Below are 17,467 nucleotides of genomic sequence, written 5' to 3' on the forward strand. Positions count from 1 at the left end.
AGTTATTGCTCACACCACTCGATCAGTCGAGACGTCTCACTCAGCCAGTACTCTGGGGCCTGCTCGATGTGCAGGAATAGCTTGGCCATCAACGAACCTTCTGCGAGAAAGTCTGCAACTGACCCGACACGATGAGCTGTACGGTTGAAGTACGTATTATAGAGTTTGAGCATCGCCACATCGGCCACCAGAAAGTCGGCAATCGCCACATCCTGTCGGCGCATCACGTCACAACTGTCGAAGTTGTAGAGCGGGCGGTAGCCGGGGTCTACGACGCTGGGTGAGATCAGCACCCGCTCGCCAGGTTGATGCCCGACAATATCCTTGATGCCCCCAGGGTTGCCCCAGGCATGCACACCACCCGCCAGCCCAGCTTTCAGTGCCTGGGCAAGCAATGCATTACCCGGTCTGGATGCAAAGATACATTCGCTGAACCAGTGCAGCTTGTCACTCAGTCCAGTGGGAAACAGCTGGCTCGTCGGATCACGCAAGAAAATACTGTCCGCGTCCACCCAGGCACCGCCGTGCCTGTGAACGAACGCCATGCGGATGAGATCGCTCTTGGCAATAATCGCCTCGATGCCCTCTGCTAGGTTGAAGGCCAGGGGTTCAAACCCCCATTCCTTGCCAAGGATGCTCGCGTCAATAAAGTCCGGGGTTGTACGCGGGGTCAGCAGCAGGAACTTCTCGCCCAGGGCCCTCTGGATCGAAACCAGCGCCAACGCGATGTAAGGCGGCATTGAATGCCCTGGGGCCGTTTCCCAATAGCTCACATAACGGATGTCCCTCCCATCGCTGCCGTTCAACCCCAGACCGCCATGCCATCGGGGCGCAGTAGACCGACGTCGGCGAGATGGCGCTTGAGTATGGCCAACGACGGCGCACACTCAGGCTGACCGAGGAACTCATTGCCCAGCGCGGACTTATACAGGCGCAACCAATTGCGTGCGGGCACCCTTGGCAGGAACGCTGCCAAGTCAGCGTAGTTGTCGCTGGAAAACACCAGGCGCAGCGTACGCAGGATCGCCTGGTAATCCGGCTCGGACAGCAGCGCGGCGAGGGTGTCGTCGAGCCGGTGCGTGATCACGACCTTGTTCAGCCGCTCCTCGACGGTAGCGTCGGCAAGCGCCACCCGTGGGTCAATGGCCACCGGGTAAATCGACTGGAACGACTTCGCGCCGCTGAGCATGGACTCGTAGAGCACCTTGTCCGCCGTCGAACCGGTGACCAATACATCGTCGCCAAAGATCAAATGCACCCCGCTCCAGCGGTAGAAGTTCTCGGCAGGGATCACATGGTCCTGGACTAGGTTGACGCGTTCACGTTCTTTAGTACTCAGGCTGGCGTAGTTCTCGCAAGGAGGCGCGATCCGCGGCAGCTTGACGTTGATGATCGTGGGCAAGTTCATATGTGCCAACTTGACATTGATCTCGCTGACAACGATTTCATAGAGCACGTTCGCCGTGGACGGTACGTTGCGCCAACCGGTGGTCATCATCACCACGTTGTCACCACAGGCCTTCGCTGTGCGAAACAGCCGAGCCCAATGAGATTCAGGTTCGTCCAATTGCGCGCACCAGTAGTCGATGACCAACCCGGCCAGGTGGCGAATATCTTGAATGCTTCCATATTTGGCGCGACTGTAGATCGCCACCAGCGTAGAGGCATCAGCACCGGTCGCCATGTCGCGGAACGAACCCGTACCATCCGGCGTCAAGCAGTTCAAGGCATGGCCGCCGAATACCGAGACGTACCGGGGCATGCTGATCAGCTGGCGCGACAACAGGTCAGCGGCGAATGCGCGAAACCCCAGTTTCACATCCTCAGGGCGGATCTGTGCCAGAGCTTGTTCAAACTCATCCAACTGGGTTTCTACGGGGGCGTTTGCGATTTCACTCCAACAGATCGGCAGCGGCGCTTCGGTCATCGTCATGTTCACGGTTGAATCAATCCATCGGTAACGGTCACGGTTGCGGCCAAAGTTCCCAGAGGGACATCAACCCGGCGGCGACGCTCGTAGTAGCAGATGTTCTGCAAGCCAAGCGGCTGCAGCGTTTCAAGCAATTCACTGATCCCGGCACCGGCATCTCGCGGGTCATGAGTATCAGAGCCGACGGTGAACACCGCATGATGTTCGATCAGTTGCGGCAACAAGGTGCGCGACGGGTAAGACCAGCGCCCATGCACCTCACGACCCGAAGTGATGTCCAGGCTCGATTTGCGCATGCCCGAGGCGTTCAGCTCATACGCCACGCCGTTGCGCGCAAACAGCGGCAGCAAGGGCTCGAAACGGCGCAAGATGATCGCTTCATCTACACCGCGCAACAGGGTGTCGGCATGCCCCACGGCATCAAACAGTCCGCTCTCCAGCAGGGCTTCCAAGTCCGCGAAATAACGATCCAGGAATTTTTCTGCAGCCAGGCGCGGTAATTCCCACACCTTAACCATGGGTTCGCCGGGCACTTCGACGTAGTGAATGGAGCCGATCACAAAGTCCAGTTCGTGACGCGCCAGCAAGGCCCGGTTATAGCTATCGGAGCCCGGCATATAATCGAACTCAATGCCACGCAAAATCTTGATTTCACCCCGGTACGCCGCCTGCGCCCGTTCGATATCGGCAAAGTAACTGTCGAGTTCCGACTCCAGTAGGCGGTTATCGGTATCCACCGGAAAAGGCGCGTGGTCGGTGATGGTCAGCACCTTTACACCGGCCTTGATTGAAGCGCGCACCAACTCGTCAACCGTGCCAATGGCATGTTTGGAATAGTAGGTATGGCTGTGGGAGTCGATCATGGGCACACCATCTGTTCAAGCAGGCCATCGTGGTTGGCCAACTCCTTGACCAGCCAGTAAGGGTTGTTCGCTTTGGCCATAATCGACTGCACCAATTCGCGGTCATCGAACCGGGCCAGCAGGTCGGTCAGCGGCTGGGTATACAGCGCCCGGGCCAAGGGGGTTTCGCGGATATGGGTGGCCAGGTGTTCCCAGCGCACGTGATCAAAATGGATGTTGCCCAACCGCTGATTCTCGATGCCATAGAGGAATAGGTCACCATTGGGCTTGACCGTCAGGTCCATGCCATTGGCAAGCGGTGGCTTGTTCAGGCTGCCAAAAGTAAAGCGCTTGTTGATCTTGGTCTCGATGGCCTGGATGTAGTCAAATAGGTCCAGGTAGCCTTCGGGTGTGCCTAGCGCGGGATGGACGAGGTTCTTGTAGTCGATGCCGAACGATTCGCCTTCCACCATCAACACATCCTCCAGCGCGTTGCAGGGTTCGATGGTGGCGTGCATCCCCCAGCTGGCCAACTCGGCGACCAGGAAGTCACGGGTGAATGCCCGGTCCGTGTCGATGGAGCGAAACGAAAAGCTCAAGCCCCCCGGACGTCGTGTGCGCAGGTAGTCCAGGCTCAGCCCATGGGCGCGCCATTTCACTTTCTCGATGTGGTGGCTGTCGGCGCTCAGGCGGATGTTGCAGGTGTCGCCGTTGCTCAACACGATCTGGTCGGTGGCGTCATAAAAGTCGAGCATTTTGTCGTGGGGAAAGAACCCGCTGGTGATGAACTCGAACGCTTTGCCACCATTGGAAAGGTGCAGGATTTCGTGGAACACCTTGATGTTATTGAGCGGCTCGCCTTCCCCGCTGATGGAGATGCGCTTGACCTGCGGGGCATTGATCAGGGCCGCCAGGTTTTCCCGGGCGAGCGTCGAAAGCTCCATGCCGATGCCGGTCTTGTGCTTGTCGGCATACATGCAGAATGCACAGCCGATGCCGCATATCTGGGTGATGTCGATGTAAAGGAGATGACCTTGCAGATCCATGCCTGAATTGCCTTATACGTATGAAGATCAAAATGGAGTCAAGGGCGCCGTGGCCCCTGGATGTGTGTCGCCCGGCGCCCGACCTTGCGGAAATCGACCTCTGCATTGAGTTTCTGCTCATACACCCAGTGGCGTGCCTGGTGGCGCAGATAGCGCTCGGTTGCACAGCTGTCACAGTTGGCCTTGAAGCCAGCCGGCTGTTGGAGTACCAACCGCACGGGCGACCCGCAGACCGGGCAGGCCTGCAGCGCCACAAGTTCCTGATGGCGCAACCCCAGGGTCTCGGCCTGCTGGCTGGCATTTGCGGCGTTCAGTGCCTGTTGCAACTGGGCCAGGTGTTTTTCCGGCAAGACCTCGCGAAGCACCATCTGGGCCGATCCCGGCTCCAGGCTGATGGCACTCACCGGCTCTCCCGCCCCGCGCATCACTGTGCCCGGCACCTTGGTAATCGGTGTTCCATAGGCCTGCAGCAGCGGCTGCCAGAGAATCGCATCAACCAGATGGCCAAAGCGCTCCACACCGTAGAGATCAAAGGGCGAAAGCGCTATCCAACCCGCCTCGAGCGCCGCCTCGTTGCTGACCTGCTCCAATGCGGGCCAGGCAATGATCCGCTGGGGCTGGCCAGGGGCATCGCCCGACCGCTCGGTAAAGCTGAACCAGGGCACCACCGTCAACACCACCTTGGCGCGCTCTCCTGGCAGGGCGCTCACCAGTTCCCACTCCAGGCCCGAACTGCGCAGGCTCAGGGTTCGCCCCGCCCATTGCGCCTCGTCCTTGCCATCCAGGTAAGGGGCCAGGGCGTGGCGCAACATCAACCCGGCATAGCGCGAGTAAGCACTCGCCAAGTGACGGTTTTGCTGATGGCGCTCCTGCGGTGTTTTTCCCGCACGCCCCTCTACCTTGCGCAGTTCCTCCCACAAGACCGCCACGTGACGATAGTGCGCGTCGTGACTGAGGATATTGGTCAAGTGTAGGCCACCGCTGGCTTGCGCCGACCGAGGCACCAGCGGATACAACCCAGTCTGTTTCAACCCGGCTATCGCCTTGGAGGCAGCCTTCAATTGCCGCAGGGTTTCACCCAGTAAATGCGAAGCTTCGCTGGTCATTTCCTGGTTACTGAAGGTTTGCCCCCAGAGCGCGCAAATGGCATTGGCCAGTCGATGATCAACGCCATCGGCCCCATAGAATTCCAGCGCCTTGCTCAGGGTGCCCTGGAGCTGCTCCAAGGTCGCGATGCGTCGCCACAGATGCCGCTCGATACGGTCCAGCAGGCAGGCATACACACGGTTTTCGTAAGTGTTGTAGTCGTCCTCGCTGAAACGCGCCAATACTTTCCTTGGGATGACACCGCTCAAGGTCTGGCGCTGCCAGCACTCCGAGTGAGACGCCAGGTGCACCAACGCGCCTTTGGCCATGCGCTTGACCCGGGCTACATCCGTGACCTCATCTTCGTAGTGAAGGTCCACGCGCGGGCGCAGTGATACCTGATGCAAGTGACCCTTTTTGATCACCTCCAACAGCAGGTCCTCAAAACGCAACAGGTGGCTTTGCCCGTTAATGACCTCGGCCGGCATCAACGGCGACATCAAGGTTGCCCCTCGCGAACGCTCAGCATCTAGAGACTCAAGCGCACTAGCAAACAGCTCCGCCTGAGGAGACAGCGAGGCATTCGACGGTACGAAGCCATGCAGTTCATCGTCCAGCTGACAGCGATCGCTGCCATCAGGCACTAGGATGTCTTGCCGCAGCAGGGTGTGGCCGTTGAACGTCGCGTCGGTTTTGCCTGCCCGACAGAAGCGCCCAGGCTCGACCAGTCCGGGCAACGTGGCCAAGGGTTCGCCCAACAGTCGGTCAAACCAGTTCAACGATGCCCTTCCCGGCGCTTTATGTCCGCCGCCAGCAGGTCCAGGGATTTGGTCGGATCGCCCTTGAGGTTCGCCTTCTTCCAGAAGTTTTCCAGCGCCCGCATCAACTCCGTAACATCGGTGGTGCCAACATCGTAACGCCCCGTGACCTTGCCCCTGCGCATCACTCGAGTGGACAACAGATGGTCGAGGGCCTGGCCCTCACTCGCTCCGGTCTCCAGCATGACCGGAATAAACCGCAGTGCCTGTTTCTCAAAGCGGTTGCCCCAGCCAAGATCAAAATGGCTGGCCAGTTGCTGGGTAAACTCATCGCGGGTCAGCCTGCCGAGCAAGTCCTTTACAAGCGGCTCATGGAGCAAGCACGCCCGATTGAAGGTTTTGTACAACGAGAAGAATGAATACCGTTTCTTCTCGTAAGGCAGGATGTCAAACTGCGCATCCTGCTTGGGCAGCGTCATTACATGGGCACGGTCATAGGTTTTGTCGGCCAATTCGCTGGTGGATTCATCATGGTTGGCGGTACCGATAAACCAAACGTTGTTTGGCACCAGGATTTCCCGACCGTTCTTGAGTTTGAGCGGCGCACCCGGCAGCTCGGTTTCAGACAAGCTGATCAGGCGCTCGTTGGGATCGTTCTTCTCCAGCGCTGAAAGGAACTCGGAAAAATACTGCTCGGGCCTGGACAAGTTCATCTCGTCTAACAGCACCACGTTGCAGGCGTCTTCCCAGCGCGGGGTCTGCGCCTTGTACAAGGCTTGCAGGCAGTCCTTCTCATAAAAACGCCGCTCAAAGGCGTTGTAATGCCCCAGCAAGTCATCCCGATCACGCCAACCAGCTTGTACGGCGATATCAGTGCAGAAGCCGCCCATGGCCTTGGCGAAGGCCTTGGCCAAACTGGTCTTACCTGTACCGCTGATACCTTGGAACACATGCAGCTGGCTCATGGCCAGGCCACCCAGCAACACCCGAATGTCTTCGATGGGGTAAAACAGGTGGACCGAGGTTTCAGCGGTGGCGATGCGGTGCTGCAATTCAACCGCAAACTGCCCTAGGGCCGGTACGTCCTCCAACTCAGCGCCAGCACGGTAGTCCTTGTGGGTGTCCATCAAGGACATGGCCGGGAATGGTGTCTGGGTTTTCTGGGCCTTGGTCAGTTGCTCAACGGTGGTAGCCAGCTCACTGAGCTTGGCGTCCAACACCGTTTTATGCACCTCCAGCACGCGTCGTTGCCGCTCGCTTGATTCAAGGTCAGTAGCCGCAACGCGCGTCATGCTGACTTCACGCTTGGACTTTTCGTACAAGGGAAGGATGTCGGCAATCTGCTTGTCCCGATCCGCGAGCTGCCGGCGTAACTCATCAACATCGTCCTGCAATTGCGCCGCGTCGGATTGGTCCAGGCGGGTACGCAGCATCCGGTTGCCTTCACGCAGTGCACTCAATTCGTCGAGCAGAACCGTCGCCGACTGGTCCCCCAACTGAGCTTTCAACAATTGCAGCTCAGACAGCTCAATTGCGTGCTTATCCACCATTGCCCAGGCCTTACGCTCGCGCGTTCCCACGCGTTCTAGCTCTCGTGCGAAGCCGTCGCGCTCCTGCTCCATTTCGCGCGCAACCTGATCCTGCTGGTTCGCCTTCGCCTCCTTGACTGCTGCCCACTCCCGGTTCAAGCGGCGCGTGATGTCCTCCACCTGCTGCTCGCGTTGTGCAAGCGCATCTTCACGGGTATCCAACACTTCAGCACGGGCAGCCTCGGCTTCTGTGCAACGGAATTTCACATCAGCGAGCTGCCTGGCGAGCTGGCGCAACTCCTGGTTCAGGGCCTTTTTTTCTTCCTGAAGCAGCCCAAGTTCGCTGTCATGCTGTTTGCCCAACACACGCTGGCGCTCTTCGAGGGCCATCAGCGCCTGGCGGTTTTGCTCGGCAAACCCTGACTCGGCGTTGACCTCACGCAGCATGACCTCACGCTCGCGCTGCGCCAGTTCGCCATCAGCTTGCGCCTGCCGCTGCTGCACGCGTTCAAACTCGGCCTGGCGAAGAGTCTGGGCCTCACTCTGTACGCCAAGAACCACCTCACGCTCATCCAGCTGTTGCATCCGCGCATCACATTTCCTACCGGCCTGGTTGGTCAGTTCCCAGCGTTCCTCATACTCTTCGAGCAGTGTATCTGCGCGCTTGCCCAAGTCCTTGCAGAACTGGGCGAAGCGCTCGATCCAAGTTGAAAACGCCTTACTGTCGTCATCGCTGATGTGGGCGACCAGCTTGCTCAAGAAGGCTTCATCCACTGAAAAATCAAGTGCCAGGGCCCCACCGGTATACAGCTTGGAGGCGTTTCCGAAGGAGGCGCTCCACATTGGCACCTGCTTCTCCAATTGCACGCGATTAGCAGTCTTGGCAGGTGCGGATGCGCCGCCAATCTGGGCGCTATAAGGGGAGTTACGATTATTTTTGGCCATTACATCCATTCCTTGAAACGTTCGGTGAAGCCCAGGGCGTATTGAATGTGCTGCTGCGCCATCGGTACGGTCACTGGGGTGACCTTCTTGCCGGTAAATTTGCTGTGAGCGTGGCTGCCCTGGTTACGTAGTGTGGCCAGCGCTAAAAGCTGTTCCAGTTGCAGTTGCTCATCGGTCAGAGTCTTGAAGGGATGCCCGGCATGGCTGCTCGCGCCCCATCCGGCGGCAAAGAGCAGAGCCTTGAGGGAGCTGCTGGGGCTGGAGCACGCCGAGATAACCTGATCCAATTTTTGCCAGGCCAATTGCCTAACGACCTCGGCGTTGAACGCGGGCAACCGAAATGACGTCAGGATTTTGTGATTGGCGTGATAGCCAGCACGCTGCTCTCTCATGGGCATCAGGGCAGGGTCGACCGGGAACGTGCCTATCAGCCATTGCATAACCACCTCCAACAACTTCTGGCACTCAGTCATGGCTGCTTCAAGCTCATTCTCGGCGGTATCGCCTTGGGTGAGTTTTTCTTGGCGGGAAAGCAGTGCTGCCAGGTAACGCTTGATATCCGTCTGGCGCTCGACCCAAGGAAACTCGGTTAACACCCGAAGATCCGCCTGCTTTTGCAGATCTGCCAGCCAATTTTCGACGCTTTGCTCGTCGCCGCGAGGTGCCTCTACCAGACTTGACAGGTACTTGAGCAGCCCATGGTTTGTCTTCACCAACGGCAACAAGCGGCTTTCCAACCACCAAGCCTGGTCACGCAGGTCGAACGGGTCTCTGATTGCCCACAATTGCCCACCATCAGGGTCTGGCGTAATCCACACCAGGACATGAGCGAGCCGGGCATGGGCGTCCTGGCGCTCCACCCCTTGCAGCTTGATCTGCTCGGGCAGATCAGCCTTGCCATACAGCTGCAGAGTTGCCCGGTAGTCCTCGCGATAATCCCGATAGGCCTTCATCAAAGCTGGCGTGTTGCAGGCCGTCTGTACACGTTGGTTGGGCAGAAGCAAAAAAGGAGCAGTCGTTTGACCGGTTTTCCTGCTCAGGGCAAAGACCGGGAACTGTCCACGTGTTTCGATCGGGACGATGTCTTTGAGCTCTGCCTCGAAACGTGGCCAAAGTTCACCGCCGAGCGCGTCCTGGAAGAGGTACCCGGATTTGAGATTGGCACTGGCCTCCTCCTCGTCGAGCAACATGCGCAACCCCCTAGGGGTAACGGCATCCGCATGGTTCACCAGCCAGCCATTGCTGACAGCTTGGGCGAGGATCAGCTTGATTAGGTCTTCATGCAGGTTGGTCAGCTCGGCAATCGCCTCTGCCCGCACCACTTGGGCCCTGATCAGGCCCAATACGGCACGTTGAAACAGATTCAACCGTGCACGCGTGACTTCGGGGTAAAGGACTCGATGTACCCACACCGGCCACAACACGGCGCGAGAGCTTCCATGGGGCCTTTCGCCGAACTTGAGGTAGGTTCCCGACTCACCGAAGACTGCCATGCGCACCTCCACAGAGTTGGTGCAATGCCACTAGGGCAGGCACGGCCTCCGCTGCATCGACATGGGTCGCCAGCGCCGCATCACCGACGCAGATCAGCATCTGGCGCTGGCGACTCATGGCCACGTTCATCCGGTTAGGTAAGCGCAGGAATCCGTATCGCTCGTTGAGCAGGGTCTCCCGGGACTTCTCCGGGCTATCTTCGGCACGCCCGGCCGGCCCGCGCCGACCTTGCGGGCCGGTGCGCACACAGGACAACAGCACTACATCAAACTCCTTGCCCTGGAAGGCATCCACCGAACCAACCCGCAGTCGCTCTTCTGAGTACTCAGACCCATCACCGCGGACTTTTTTCGCCCACTTGAATTGCTCATGGGGCTCGATGCCGGTGCTCTTGCGTTCCATCAAGGGCACACCATCGATCTGCACCTGGGTCAGCTTTTCCATGATCAGGTCACGCTGTGCGGCATAAAACGTGATCACCCCCACGGAGAGGGCTTCACCGCCCGCGATCATCAAACGCTTAACCTCTTCCACGACCCGCTCGGCTTCGGTCTCGCGCATGGGGCTAGTCCCTCCCAGACGTTGCGCAAGGCCCGCGCTGGCCGGCACATCGATCCACTGGCAGACCTTGTTTTCGTAATGCCCACCGTCGTTGCCCAAGGCCCGGATAAAGTCCGGCGCAAACGCAAACTCATCATCCTTGCGCGTGGTCTTGACCGCTTCTAACCCGACTTTTTCATAAAACTGTGCACTGACAAAATCCCCCAGCACGCGGTGCATGCGAAACTGTGTGTCGAGCATCACCACGCGGCGAATGCCGTCAGTTTTCTCCAGGTCTTGCAACATCAGGCGCATCCGCTGGAAAAGACTCGATCGCAAGGCTTCCAGCTGCAAAGAGGTGAGTGCATGCTCCTCCTGCAACTGGCTCTCGACCTCTGGCTCCAGCATGTGCGGCAACTGCCGGTCGTCGCCGACTAGAACAATCCGCCGTTTGGCCATCGCCATGGGCACGAACAGGTCCAGCGGGTTGGCACGCGCGGCCTCATCAACGATGACGGTGTCGAACTCGATGTCCGTGCTGTCCAGGTCTGACACGGCCTTGAGGTTGGCCATCTGGCGGCCGGCCGCCTGCTGGCAGGTGGCGCCCACCACCATGGAGTATTCTTGGGCCGCCGCCATGGCGGCGACACGGTCCATTTCCAAACTGCCGGCCAGTTGCTCCAACACCCACGCCACACCCAGCTTGCGCTGGGAAATCTTGTCTTGCAGATGCTGTTCCAATTGGTCGATCAAGCTGATGCCCAGAGCATCGAGTTTGTGCGTGAGTTGCGCAGGACGGTAATCAGGCAGGAATCGATCCAACAAGCGGTTCTTGCCCTCGGCCAGGCGCTGCAACAAATCCTGCGAGGCCTGCCGGGTATCGGCAGCTTGCTCCAGCAGCTCAAGCATTTCCTCACCAAGCGCAAAATCGTGGTGCCTCAACCAACTGAGCAAGTCCCATGCACGGTCGGCACCGTCATCACTGAAGGCGCCAGGCTTAATACGCAGGGCGCGAATGCGGCGCAAGGTTGCGCTGTCGAGTGTGTCGGCACCGCGTCCGGGAGGCATAGGGTTAATCTGCTCGATATAGTCCCGCAACGCCTGCTCCAAGCGTGCCGGCAGGAGCAGGCCGTGTTGTGCCAGTGAACGGGTCGTCGCCAACATGTCCTTGAACGCATCGGCCCGCTCTGTTGGTGAAAGGCTTGAGACACGAGCCATCAGCAAGTTCTGTGACAGGCGGCTGACGGGCTCCAATTCGGGATAGCGTTCGTACTCTTGGGCAATTTTGCCCCGAACATGATCGACTTGGCGTTCAAGCCAGGGATCGATGCGATTATCTTCTTCAGCATCTCGACGTCTGCCGCCGATGCGCGTGGCCGGTAATTTGAATACGTCGCTGCGCTCCAAGGCGTTGTCAACGGCATCATGCTGAAAGCTGCTGATCAGCACCTGCCCGGCAATGTTGTGCTCGCGCGTTTCTTCCGCCAGCCTGCGCTGCAAGGCTGCGATTACCTGGGTCTTGCCTGTACCCGGAGGTCCGATGATGATCGCCAGTTCCGGCGTGTTGAGTGCCCTGTCCAACGCATCAATCTGTTTGCCGGTGGGTTGGCCACCTTTAAACGACTCCTTGGCGTAGGGTGTCAGGGCCTTGAGCGTGCGGCGCCGCTCCGCCGGTATGGCCAAACCTTCCAGCAACCATCTCAGAGACGGCAAGCGCCTGCCGGAATCAATGGACTGCTTGGCGATAAGGCGTCGCTTTCCAACAGTGCGGTTACCTGCAACGGACAAATATAGCCAGCCCACGGGGCTCTTGGGTTTGACGTCGTTATGTGTCGACACTGGAGTGAACACCAGACACTGCGCTTCAAAGCGGATCCGCCCACGGGGAGTCGGAGCAAACGAGGCGGACGGCGCTTCATTGCTCAATTGTTCTGACCAGTCCGGCGGCTCGTCTCCCAGGTCGAACTGGGTATCTCGAGACAAGTCCAAGCCCTTGTGACGCTCGCAGAACAGTTGGTAAGCCTCTGGAGATTTGGGCCACAAGCGCCAGGCATTTTCTCGACCGTTTTGGAAACTTTCATAGCGTACGAACCGCAACGCCTTGAGGGTCTGGGCCTGTTGCAGCGCTCGTTGCCATTCCTTGTCGTTGTACAGGTTCCACAATTCCAGATAGCTCGCATTGTCGCGCAGCATAGCGTTGAGCAGCACTTGCTGGGCTGGGCTGTTGAGCTGCGCCGCGACGGACGCATCCCGAAAGGCAAAGTCACCCACCAGCAACGAAAAAGAATCGCTGCGTCGCACATGGCGAGCCACGCGTTTTACCAGCAGCGCACCGTCGGCGGTGCGCTCGATATCGGCGCGCCACTCCATGCCCAACACCTGGAAGCCGCCCTTGGCTGCGGGGTTATTGAAGCGCGAAAGGGCCAGCCAATCACCTTCGTGTGCAGCCTTGACGACAAACTGCTCCAGCATCCACTGGCAGGCCTGTTCAGCATCGTTCTGGTCGATTTCCTGATGGGTGTACAGGCTGTCGGTAATCAGCCCGTCGACCCTGAACTCCAGGTTCATGGCCGATACATCAGCAGGTGCGCAGTACTGCACCTGCAATTGGTTTTTTTTGCACGCTGCCAGCATCCAGCGCACCTGGTCCCGTGACGCCAACGGGACGAACAGGTTGCTTTGCGACGGATTGCAGGTCACCACGATACGCTCGTCGCCCTGTACCAGCAGCCACTCATCCTGGTAGCGCTGAACGGTGATCGTTTCGTTCACGCGCAAGGACTGGGTTTCCTCAGTCGTCGAGAGGCTCACCACATCCGCACAAAACAATGGAAATTCTTGAAGGTTCATCGTTCATCACCACCGGAATTGCCAGACGACATGGGTTTCCTCGGGAGGGCCGATATGCAACTGGTATGGCTGGTCATACTGGCCACGACGCGTCGCCTTGAGCCCCTGAAATTTCCCCAGTTGCTTGGGATCACCCTCGCCTTGCAGGTACAGCTCGCCGTCTGGCAATTGGTGGATCCCAAGTCCCTTGTCGGTGTATTCGAGGCGTACATGGTAGGTGGGCCAGCGGTCATAACTGAACGAGGGCAACAACCGCTTGAGCTCTTGATCTGCCCCGGGTTGCAGGTACACACGGCGGCCGGTGGCGATGCGGTGGTCAGGCAGTTCGGCATCCCTTTCTTCTGGCGCCAAGCAGATGAACTCTTCAAACACCACTAATTTGGAGTCGACCGGTGCATCGCAGAAAAAGCAGGCCATGTGCGCAGAATCAACGCCAGTGCTCGGCATCAACGTGGTGGCGGAGCATTCGGCGCACTCAACCATGCGTTCGTCGATCTCCACCAGGGCTTCCAACCATTCGGCGACACCCGGGCGAGCGGTTGCATCGTGCTTGCCCTGCTCGAAGCAGCGACTGAACAGCGCTGGCAAGCGGCTGTGTTCGACCAACTGCAACGGCAGGTTGGCAAAGCAGGCATTATCGGGGTTATCCGAATCATTGATCCATGGATGCTCTCCCCGTAGCGCCGCGTCCTCCTCCTCTGGCTCACCCAGTTCGACCAGTTCGCCTTTAAAAGGATGGTTATGGGTCAACACACGATAGGCAATGACAGCAAAGCTCCAACAGTCCGTCAGGCTCGACAGCATGGCATCGCCACGCACTACTTCCGGCGCGCCATAGTCGGGAGTATGTAGGGTCAGACCGCTGTGGGCATGCGGGCTGATGTTGTCGCAGTCAATCAGCCAAGTTTCGGCAAACCCGGGATCATCAGACACAAAAATATTGGCTGGGGACAGGTCGCCGTAGAGCATTCCGCGCCCATGCAGCTGGTTCAAGGTCCTGGCCAACTGGCAAAGAATACGGACCCGCCGACGCAGGCCGCCCTGCGCCAGGTAATCACTGGGGGCATCGTCCTCGGCGGCGACAAAACTGTCCAACAGGCTTTGCAATGGAACTAGCCCGTCCATCAGTTCCATTACATAGCCAAAGCGCGGCGGTTGGAGGAGTGCCAGCGGTCGCGCCAGTTTCAGGTCGCTGAGATCCTGGCGGATCAACCATGCCATATGCTGATACCAGAGTTGTTTGGCATCGAAGTCAGTATGGATAAACCCCTTGACCAGGACAGTAGGCAGTTGTGTGCGATACACCACACCCTGCCCGCCGCGACTCATCTCGCTCAACAAGTCGTAGCGAGTGCCCTTTTCATCCAGGACATGCTTGGTACTGCGCTGAGTAGCGGTCATTGTTTGTGATCCGTTCGAAAGATACCGGCGATGCTCTTGTCATCACCGTGAAGTGGCGTGGACCAGGCGTTCATTTCTCGCTCCAACCAGGTTCGCATGCGGCGTCTGTTGCTGCGCGCAAGGCGGCGGTAAACCACATCGAAAAAAGGTTCCAACTGTTCAGGAATCAGATCATCACTGATGCCGTCCGTCATCAGAAGCACTCCATCGCCTGGCAGTACCAGTTCAAATTCGCAGGTCTGCCACAGCCCCTCGCCTGTTTGGCCCAGGGTGTCGGTCTGGTTACCAAACCCCTGGCGCGCCGCGCTGACCACCCGGAAGGAACCTCGACTCTTGAGTAGCAGCAGCCCATCCCCTATCTGTCCGGCCTGCCCGCGGCCGCGGGCATCGACCCGGGCCCACAGACAGGTGGTTTCGTAATCGCGATAGCGGGTGCCGAAATGCTCAAGCCAGGACCAGCGAATGGCCTGCCCCAGTGTTTGTGCAGACACGGCGAAGGCCTGCTTGGCATGTTGCTTGACTAAGCGTACCGCCTTGCTGGAGCCGATGTGGCTCAGGCGCCGGCTGCCAAGGCCGTCGCAGACCGCGATGCACCACCCCTGACGCATACCATAGACCCCCATGGCATCCTGGTTGACCACGCCGTCCTGCAGATGCCCCAGCCCGATGACCCTGGCACCCGAAGCTGCCAGGCGCATCAGAATTCCCAGTCTTGATCGTCGGCAGGCGGCAACTCCAACGGGAGCGTTTGATTGGGTGTCGACGACTGGCTACGGGCGCTGACACTCATGGTCACGGCACGGAAGAAGCGATGAATATCCCGTGCCTCGGAGGCTTGAAACAGCGGTGCTTCCGGATCATTGGCGAAATCAGCCAGCATGCTCACATCTGCATCGGCACCGATGCCCATGGCGAAGCGCGCAGCCTTGGAGGAGCGCTCGCCATTTTGCAATTGCGCAAAAGGTGTCTCCCACTCGTCATTGGGGTAGCCATCGGAGACCAACACAATCACCGGTTTGTAGGCGCGGGACGGCACCATGTCTTTGTCTTCGATCAGTTGACTGGCTAGGCGCAATGCGCCGCCCAACGGCGTGGCGCCATCCGCCGTGAGCTGGCTGAAACTTTGGATTTTATGGGCCGGGGTCAAGGGCAGGTTCAACCCTGCGCTGCTGCCGCCAAAGGTGATCACGCTCACCTGGATTTCAGCGCGCAGGCGGCTTTCATGGGCAAAGGTGGCGATCATGTCCTGGAGCGCGCTGTTCAACGCCTCGATCTTGCCGCCCTCCGACATGCTGCCACTGGTGTCCGCCAGCACAATCACAGGCAAAGGACGGGCAGCTTGGATCTGGAATTTCTTGAGCTCTGACATTTCAACGGTTCCTTGGTAATCAGTAAGTGACGTCCTGGTTATAGCGAGCTTCGTGCCAGAATAATTTATTTCTTTAAAAACAATAAGTTACGAAATACAAGGATCAATAACGCCCGAAAAAAATAATATTCATTACTTCAAAGTAATTTTTCTTACCCTCGCTTGTTATTCGACACAGTGCTTTTCGATCCACTTGCTCAGGGTCTGCTGGCTCTTGAGCCCCAGGAGCAAGGCGGCTCGGGTTTTGTTCTGGCCCGTTGAGGCCAATGCGCCACGCACGTAGTGGCTCACGACTTTGGAAATGATGTGGTTGATGTCCACCCCTTGGGACACATCCATCGTCATCAGGTCGTTGTCCTGCGCCGGCAGTTTGAACAACGCCTGGTCAATATCGCCCCGGGTAATCAGCGAGTCCTGGCACCAGAGCGCAGCGCGCAGCAAGGTGGCGTGTAACTCCCTAACGTTGCCGCGCCACGGGTGCCGTTGGATGAGTTCCCTGGCCTCCAGCGAAACCTTTTTTTCCTTCAGGCTGGGATCTTGGCTGCCGATACCGGCCAGCAGCGCATCGGTCAAGAGCCGCAGGTCACCCTCGCGCTCGCGCAGCGCCGGCAGATGCAGGACACCTACAGCGATGCGATAAAACAGGTCCTCACGGAAACTGCCCTGTGCGACGTCTGCCATCAGATTGCGGTGAGTGGCGGTGATCAGGCGCACATTCACCTGCACTTCACGACTGGCACCGACCGGCGTGAAGGTGCCCTCTTGCAGTACACGCAATAGCCGCACCTGCACGGCCAAGGTCAGTTCACCGAACTCATCAAGAAATAGCGTCCCGCCATGAGCCTGTTCGAACACCCCAAGCCGATCTGCAATCGCGCCGGTAAACGCACCTTTTTTGTGGCCGAAGAGCACGGAATCAACCAGTTCAGAGGGAATAGCACCGCAGTTGACAGTTACGAACGGCTGGCTAGCGCGCGTTCCTGCGTTGTGGATGGCTCGGGCAAACAACTCTTTGCCGGTACCCGTCTCTCCATAGATAAGGACCGGCACGCCTTTCTCAGCAAGAACGTGGGCCTGTGCCTTGATGGCCAGCATGCGACCACTTTCCGCGACAATGCTGTCAAACGCGGCATCCACCGGCACTTGCTGCTCAGCCAGTTTGGCCAACTGGTTGCCGCTGATTGCGCTGGCCGCTGGAACATACTCGGCAGCGATTTCGAAGGGGATATCAACCTGCTGGACACCTTGTTCCAACGAAGATTGATAGAACACTGCGGGGTAACGGGTCTTGCCCAACAGGATCCACACCGCCTGCATCGCAGGTGTTCCGGGGCTCAGCAAGATGGAAAGATGTGCCCCTTCTCCCACCAACCGCTGCAGATGCCGATTGGCCGCGTGATAAATCTCGCCGAAATGCACAGGGGAGGATAACGGCTCGACATAGGCCGTGACGGGAATATCGACTTGCTCGCGGAGCCAGCGAAGATAACGCTCAACCTGCTCCGCAGGGTACGCACACAAGAGTTCGACGACATCGAAATCGACAGCAGCGAGGGCCGAACGGACAGGCCCCGCCCCCTCGCCGATCACCGCTTTCAAATCGTTAGCGCCGATCCAACTGACCAAAACCTTATGCTTTACCGCAACCATCCCTGAGCTCCAACAAATCCTTTTGCT

General features: G+C 58.6%; 12 protein-coding genes. All 12 read right to left on the reverse strand.

Annotated elements, in window-relative coordinates:
• Positions 1-2: 2 nt before the first annotated feature.
• The 12 genes from ATI14_RS27900 to ATI14_RS27955 all read right to left on the reverse strand — a co-directional run bounded on the left by ATI14_RS27900 (position 3) and on the right by ATI14_RS27955 (position 17,440).
• Positions 3-740 (reverse strand): glycosyltransferase family 32 protein, encoded by a 738-nt coding sequence (locus ATI14_RS27900; RefSeq protein WP_051032790.1) that lies wholly within the window; start codon positions 738-740, stop codon positions 3-5.
• Positions 741-802: 62 nt separating this feature from the next.
• Positions 803-1,933: a hypothetical protein gene (locus ATI14_RS27905; RefSeq protein ID WP_370590140.1), complete on the reverse strand. Its 1,131-nt coding sequence runs from the start codon at positions 1,931-1,933 to the stop codon at positions 803-805.
• 2 nt (positions 1,934-1,935) lie between these two features.
• Positions 1,936-2,793, reverse strand: coding sequence for a histidinol-phosphatase (locus tag ATI14_RS27910; protein WP_016970318.1), 858 nt, complete (start codon positions 2,791-2,793; stop codon positions 1,936-1,938).
• Positions 2,790-3,818, reverse strand: coding sequence for a radical SAM family protein (locus ATI14_RS27915; protein ID WP_016970317.1), 1,029 nt, complete (start codon positions 3,816-3,818; stop codon positions 2,790-2,792). Before ATI14_RS27915 ends, ATI14_RS27910 begins: the two co-directional genes overlap by 4 nt.
• Positions 3,819-3,856: 38 nt before the next feature.
• Complete coding sequence (locus ATI14_RS27920) at positions 3,857-5,683, reverse strand: hypothetical protein (protein WP_080519974.1); 1,827 nt, start codon at positions 5,681-5,683, stop codon at positions 3,857-3,859.
• Positions 5,680-8,136, reverse strand: coding sequence for an AAA family ATPase (locus tag ATI14_RS27925; protein ID WP_130886736.1), 2,457 nt, complete (start codon positions 8,134-8,136; stop codon positions 5,680-5,682). Before ATI14_RS27925 ends, ATI14_RS27920 begins: the two co-directional genes overlap by 4 nt.
• Positions 8,136-9,629: a hypothetical protein gene (locus ATI14_RS27930; protein WP_080519973.1), complete on the reverse strand. Its 1,494-nt coding sequence runs from the start codon at positions 9,627-9,629 to the stop codon at positions 8,136-8,138. Before ATI14_RS27930 ends, ATI14_RS27925 begins: the two co-directional genes overlap by 1 nt.
• Positions 9,613-13,020: a DEAD/DEAH box helicase gene (locus tag ATI14_RS27935; protein WP_016970312.1), complete on the reverse strand. Its 3,408-nt coding sequence runs from the start codon at positions 13,018-13,020 to the stop codon at positions 9,613-9,615. Before ATI14_RS27935 ends, ATI14_RS27930 begins: the two co-directional genes overlap by 17 nt.
• A 6-nt stretch (positions 13,021-13,026) precedes the next feature.
• A complete protein-coding gene (locus tag ATI14_RS27940) occupies positions 13,027-14,421 on the reverse strand; it encodes a protein kinase domain-containing protein (protein ID WP_080519972.1) in 1,395 nt (464 codons plus the stop codon).
• Positions 14,418-15,119: a PP2C family serine/threonine-protein phosphatase gene (locus tag ATI14_RS27945; protein WP_080519971.1), complete on the reverse strand. Its 702-nt coding sequence runs from the start codon at positions 15,117-15,119 to the stop codon at positions 14,418-14,420. Before ATI14_RS27945 ends, ATI14_RS27940 begins: the two co-directional genes overlap by 4 nt.
• Entirely contained in the window at positions 15,119-15,790 is a 672-nt protein-coding gene (locus ATI14_RS27950; protein ID WP_016968903.1) for a vWA domain-containing protein, read from the reverse strand. The genes ATI14_RS27945 and ATI14_RS27950 overlap by 1 nt, the downstream gene beginning before the upstream one ends.
• A 165-nt stretch (positions 15,791-15,955) precedes the next feature.
• Positions 15,956-17,440 carry a sigma-54 interaction domain-containing protein gene (locus tag ATI14_RS27955; RefSeq protein WP_031319371.1) on the reverse strand — a complete coding sequence of 495 codons (1,485 nt, stop codon included), beginning with the start codon at positions 17,438-17,440 and terminating at the stop codon, positions 15,956-15,958.
• Between the last annotated feature and the right edge of the window lie 27 nt (positions 17,441-17,467).

Source organism: Pseudomonas tolaasii NCPPB 2192 (assembly GCF_002813445.1).
Lineage (GTDB): Bacteria > Pseudomonadota > Gammaproteobacteria > Pseudomonadales > Pseudomonadaceae > Aquipseudomonas > Aquipseudomonas tolaasii.

What these genes read in the sequence shown, in the direction of transcription:
- ATI14_RS27915 (WP_016970317.1), bottom strand. Translation starts at nt 3,818, where the DNA reads ATGGATCTGCAAGGTCATCTCCTTTACATCGACATCACCCAGATATGC.
- ATI14_RS27905 (WP_370590140.1), bottom strand. Translation starts at nt 1,933, where the DNA reads ATGACGATGACCGAAGCGCCGCTGCCGATCTGTTGGAGTGAAATCGCA.
- ATI14_RS27910 (WP_016970318.1), bottom strand. Translation starts at nt 2,793, where the DNA reads ATGATCGACTCCCACAGCCATACCTACTATTCCAAACATGCCATTGGC.
- ATI14_RS27945 (WP_080519971.1), bottom strand. Translation starts at nt 15,119, where the DNA reads ATGCGCCTGGCAGCTTCGGGTGCCAGGGTCATCGGGCTGGGGCATCTG.
- ATI14_RS27950 (WP_016968903.1), bottom strand. Translation starts at nt 15,790, where the DNA reads ATGTCAGAGCTCAAGAAATTCCAGATCCAAGCTGCCCGTCCTTTGCCT.
- ATI14_RS27900 (WP_051032790.1), bottom strand. Translation starts at nt 740, where the DNA reads ATGCCGCCTTACATCGCGTTGGCGCTGGTTTCGATCCAGAGGGCCCTG.
- ATI14_RS27925 (WP_130886736.1), bottom strand. Translation starts at nt 8,136, where the DNA reads ATGGCCAAAAATAATCGTAACTCCCCTTATAGCGCCCAGATTGGCGGC.
- ATI14_RS27930 (WP_080519973.1), bottom strand. Translation starts at nt 9,629, where the DNA reads ATGGCAGTCTTCGGTGAGTCGGGAACCTACCTCAAGTTCGGCGAAAGG.
- ATI14_RS27955 (WP_031319371.1), bottom strand. Translation starts at nt 17,440, where the DNA reads ATGGTTGCGGTAAAGCATAAGGTTTTGGTCAGTTGGATCGGCGCTAAC.
- ATI14_RS27935 (WP_016970312.1), bottom strand. Translation starts at nt 13,020, where the DNA reads ATGAACCTTCAAGAATTTCCATTGTTTTGTGCGGATGTGGTGAGCCTC.
- ATI14_RS27940 (WP_080519972.1), bottom strand. Translation starts at nt 14,421, where the DNA reads ATGACCGCTACTCAGCGCAGTACCAAGCATGTCCTGGATGAAAAGGGC.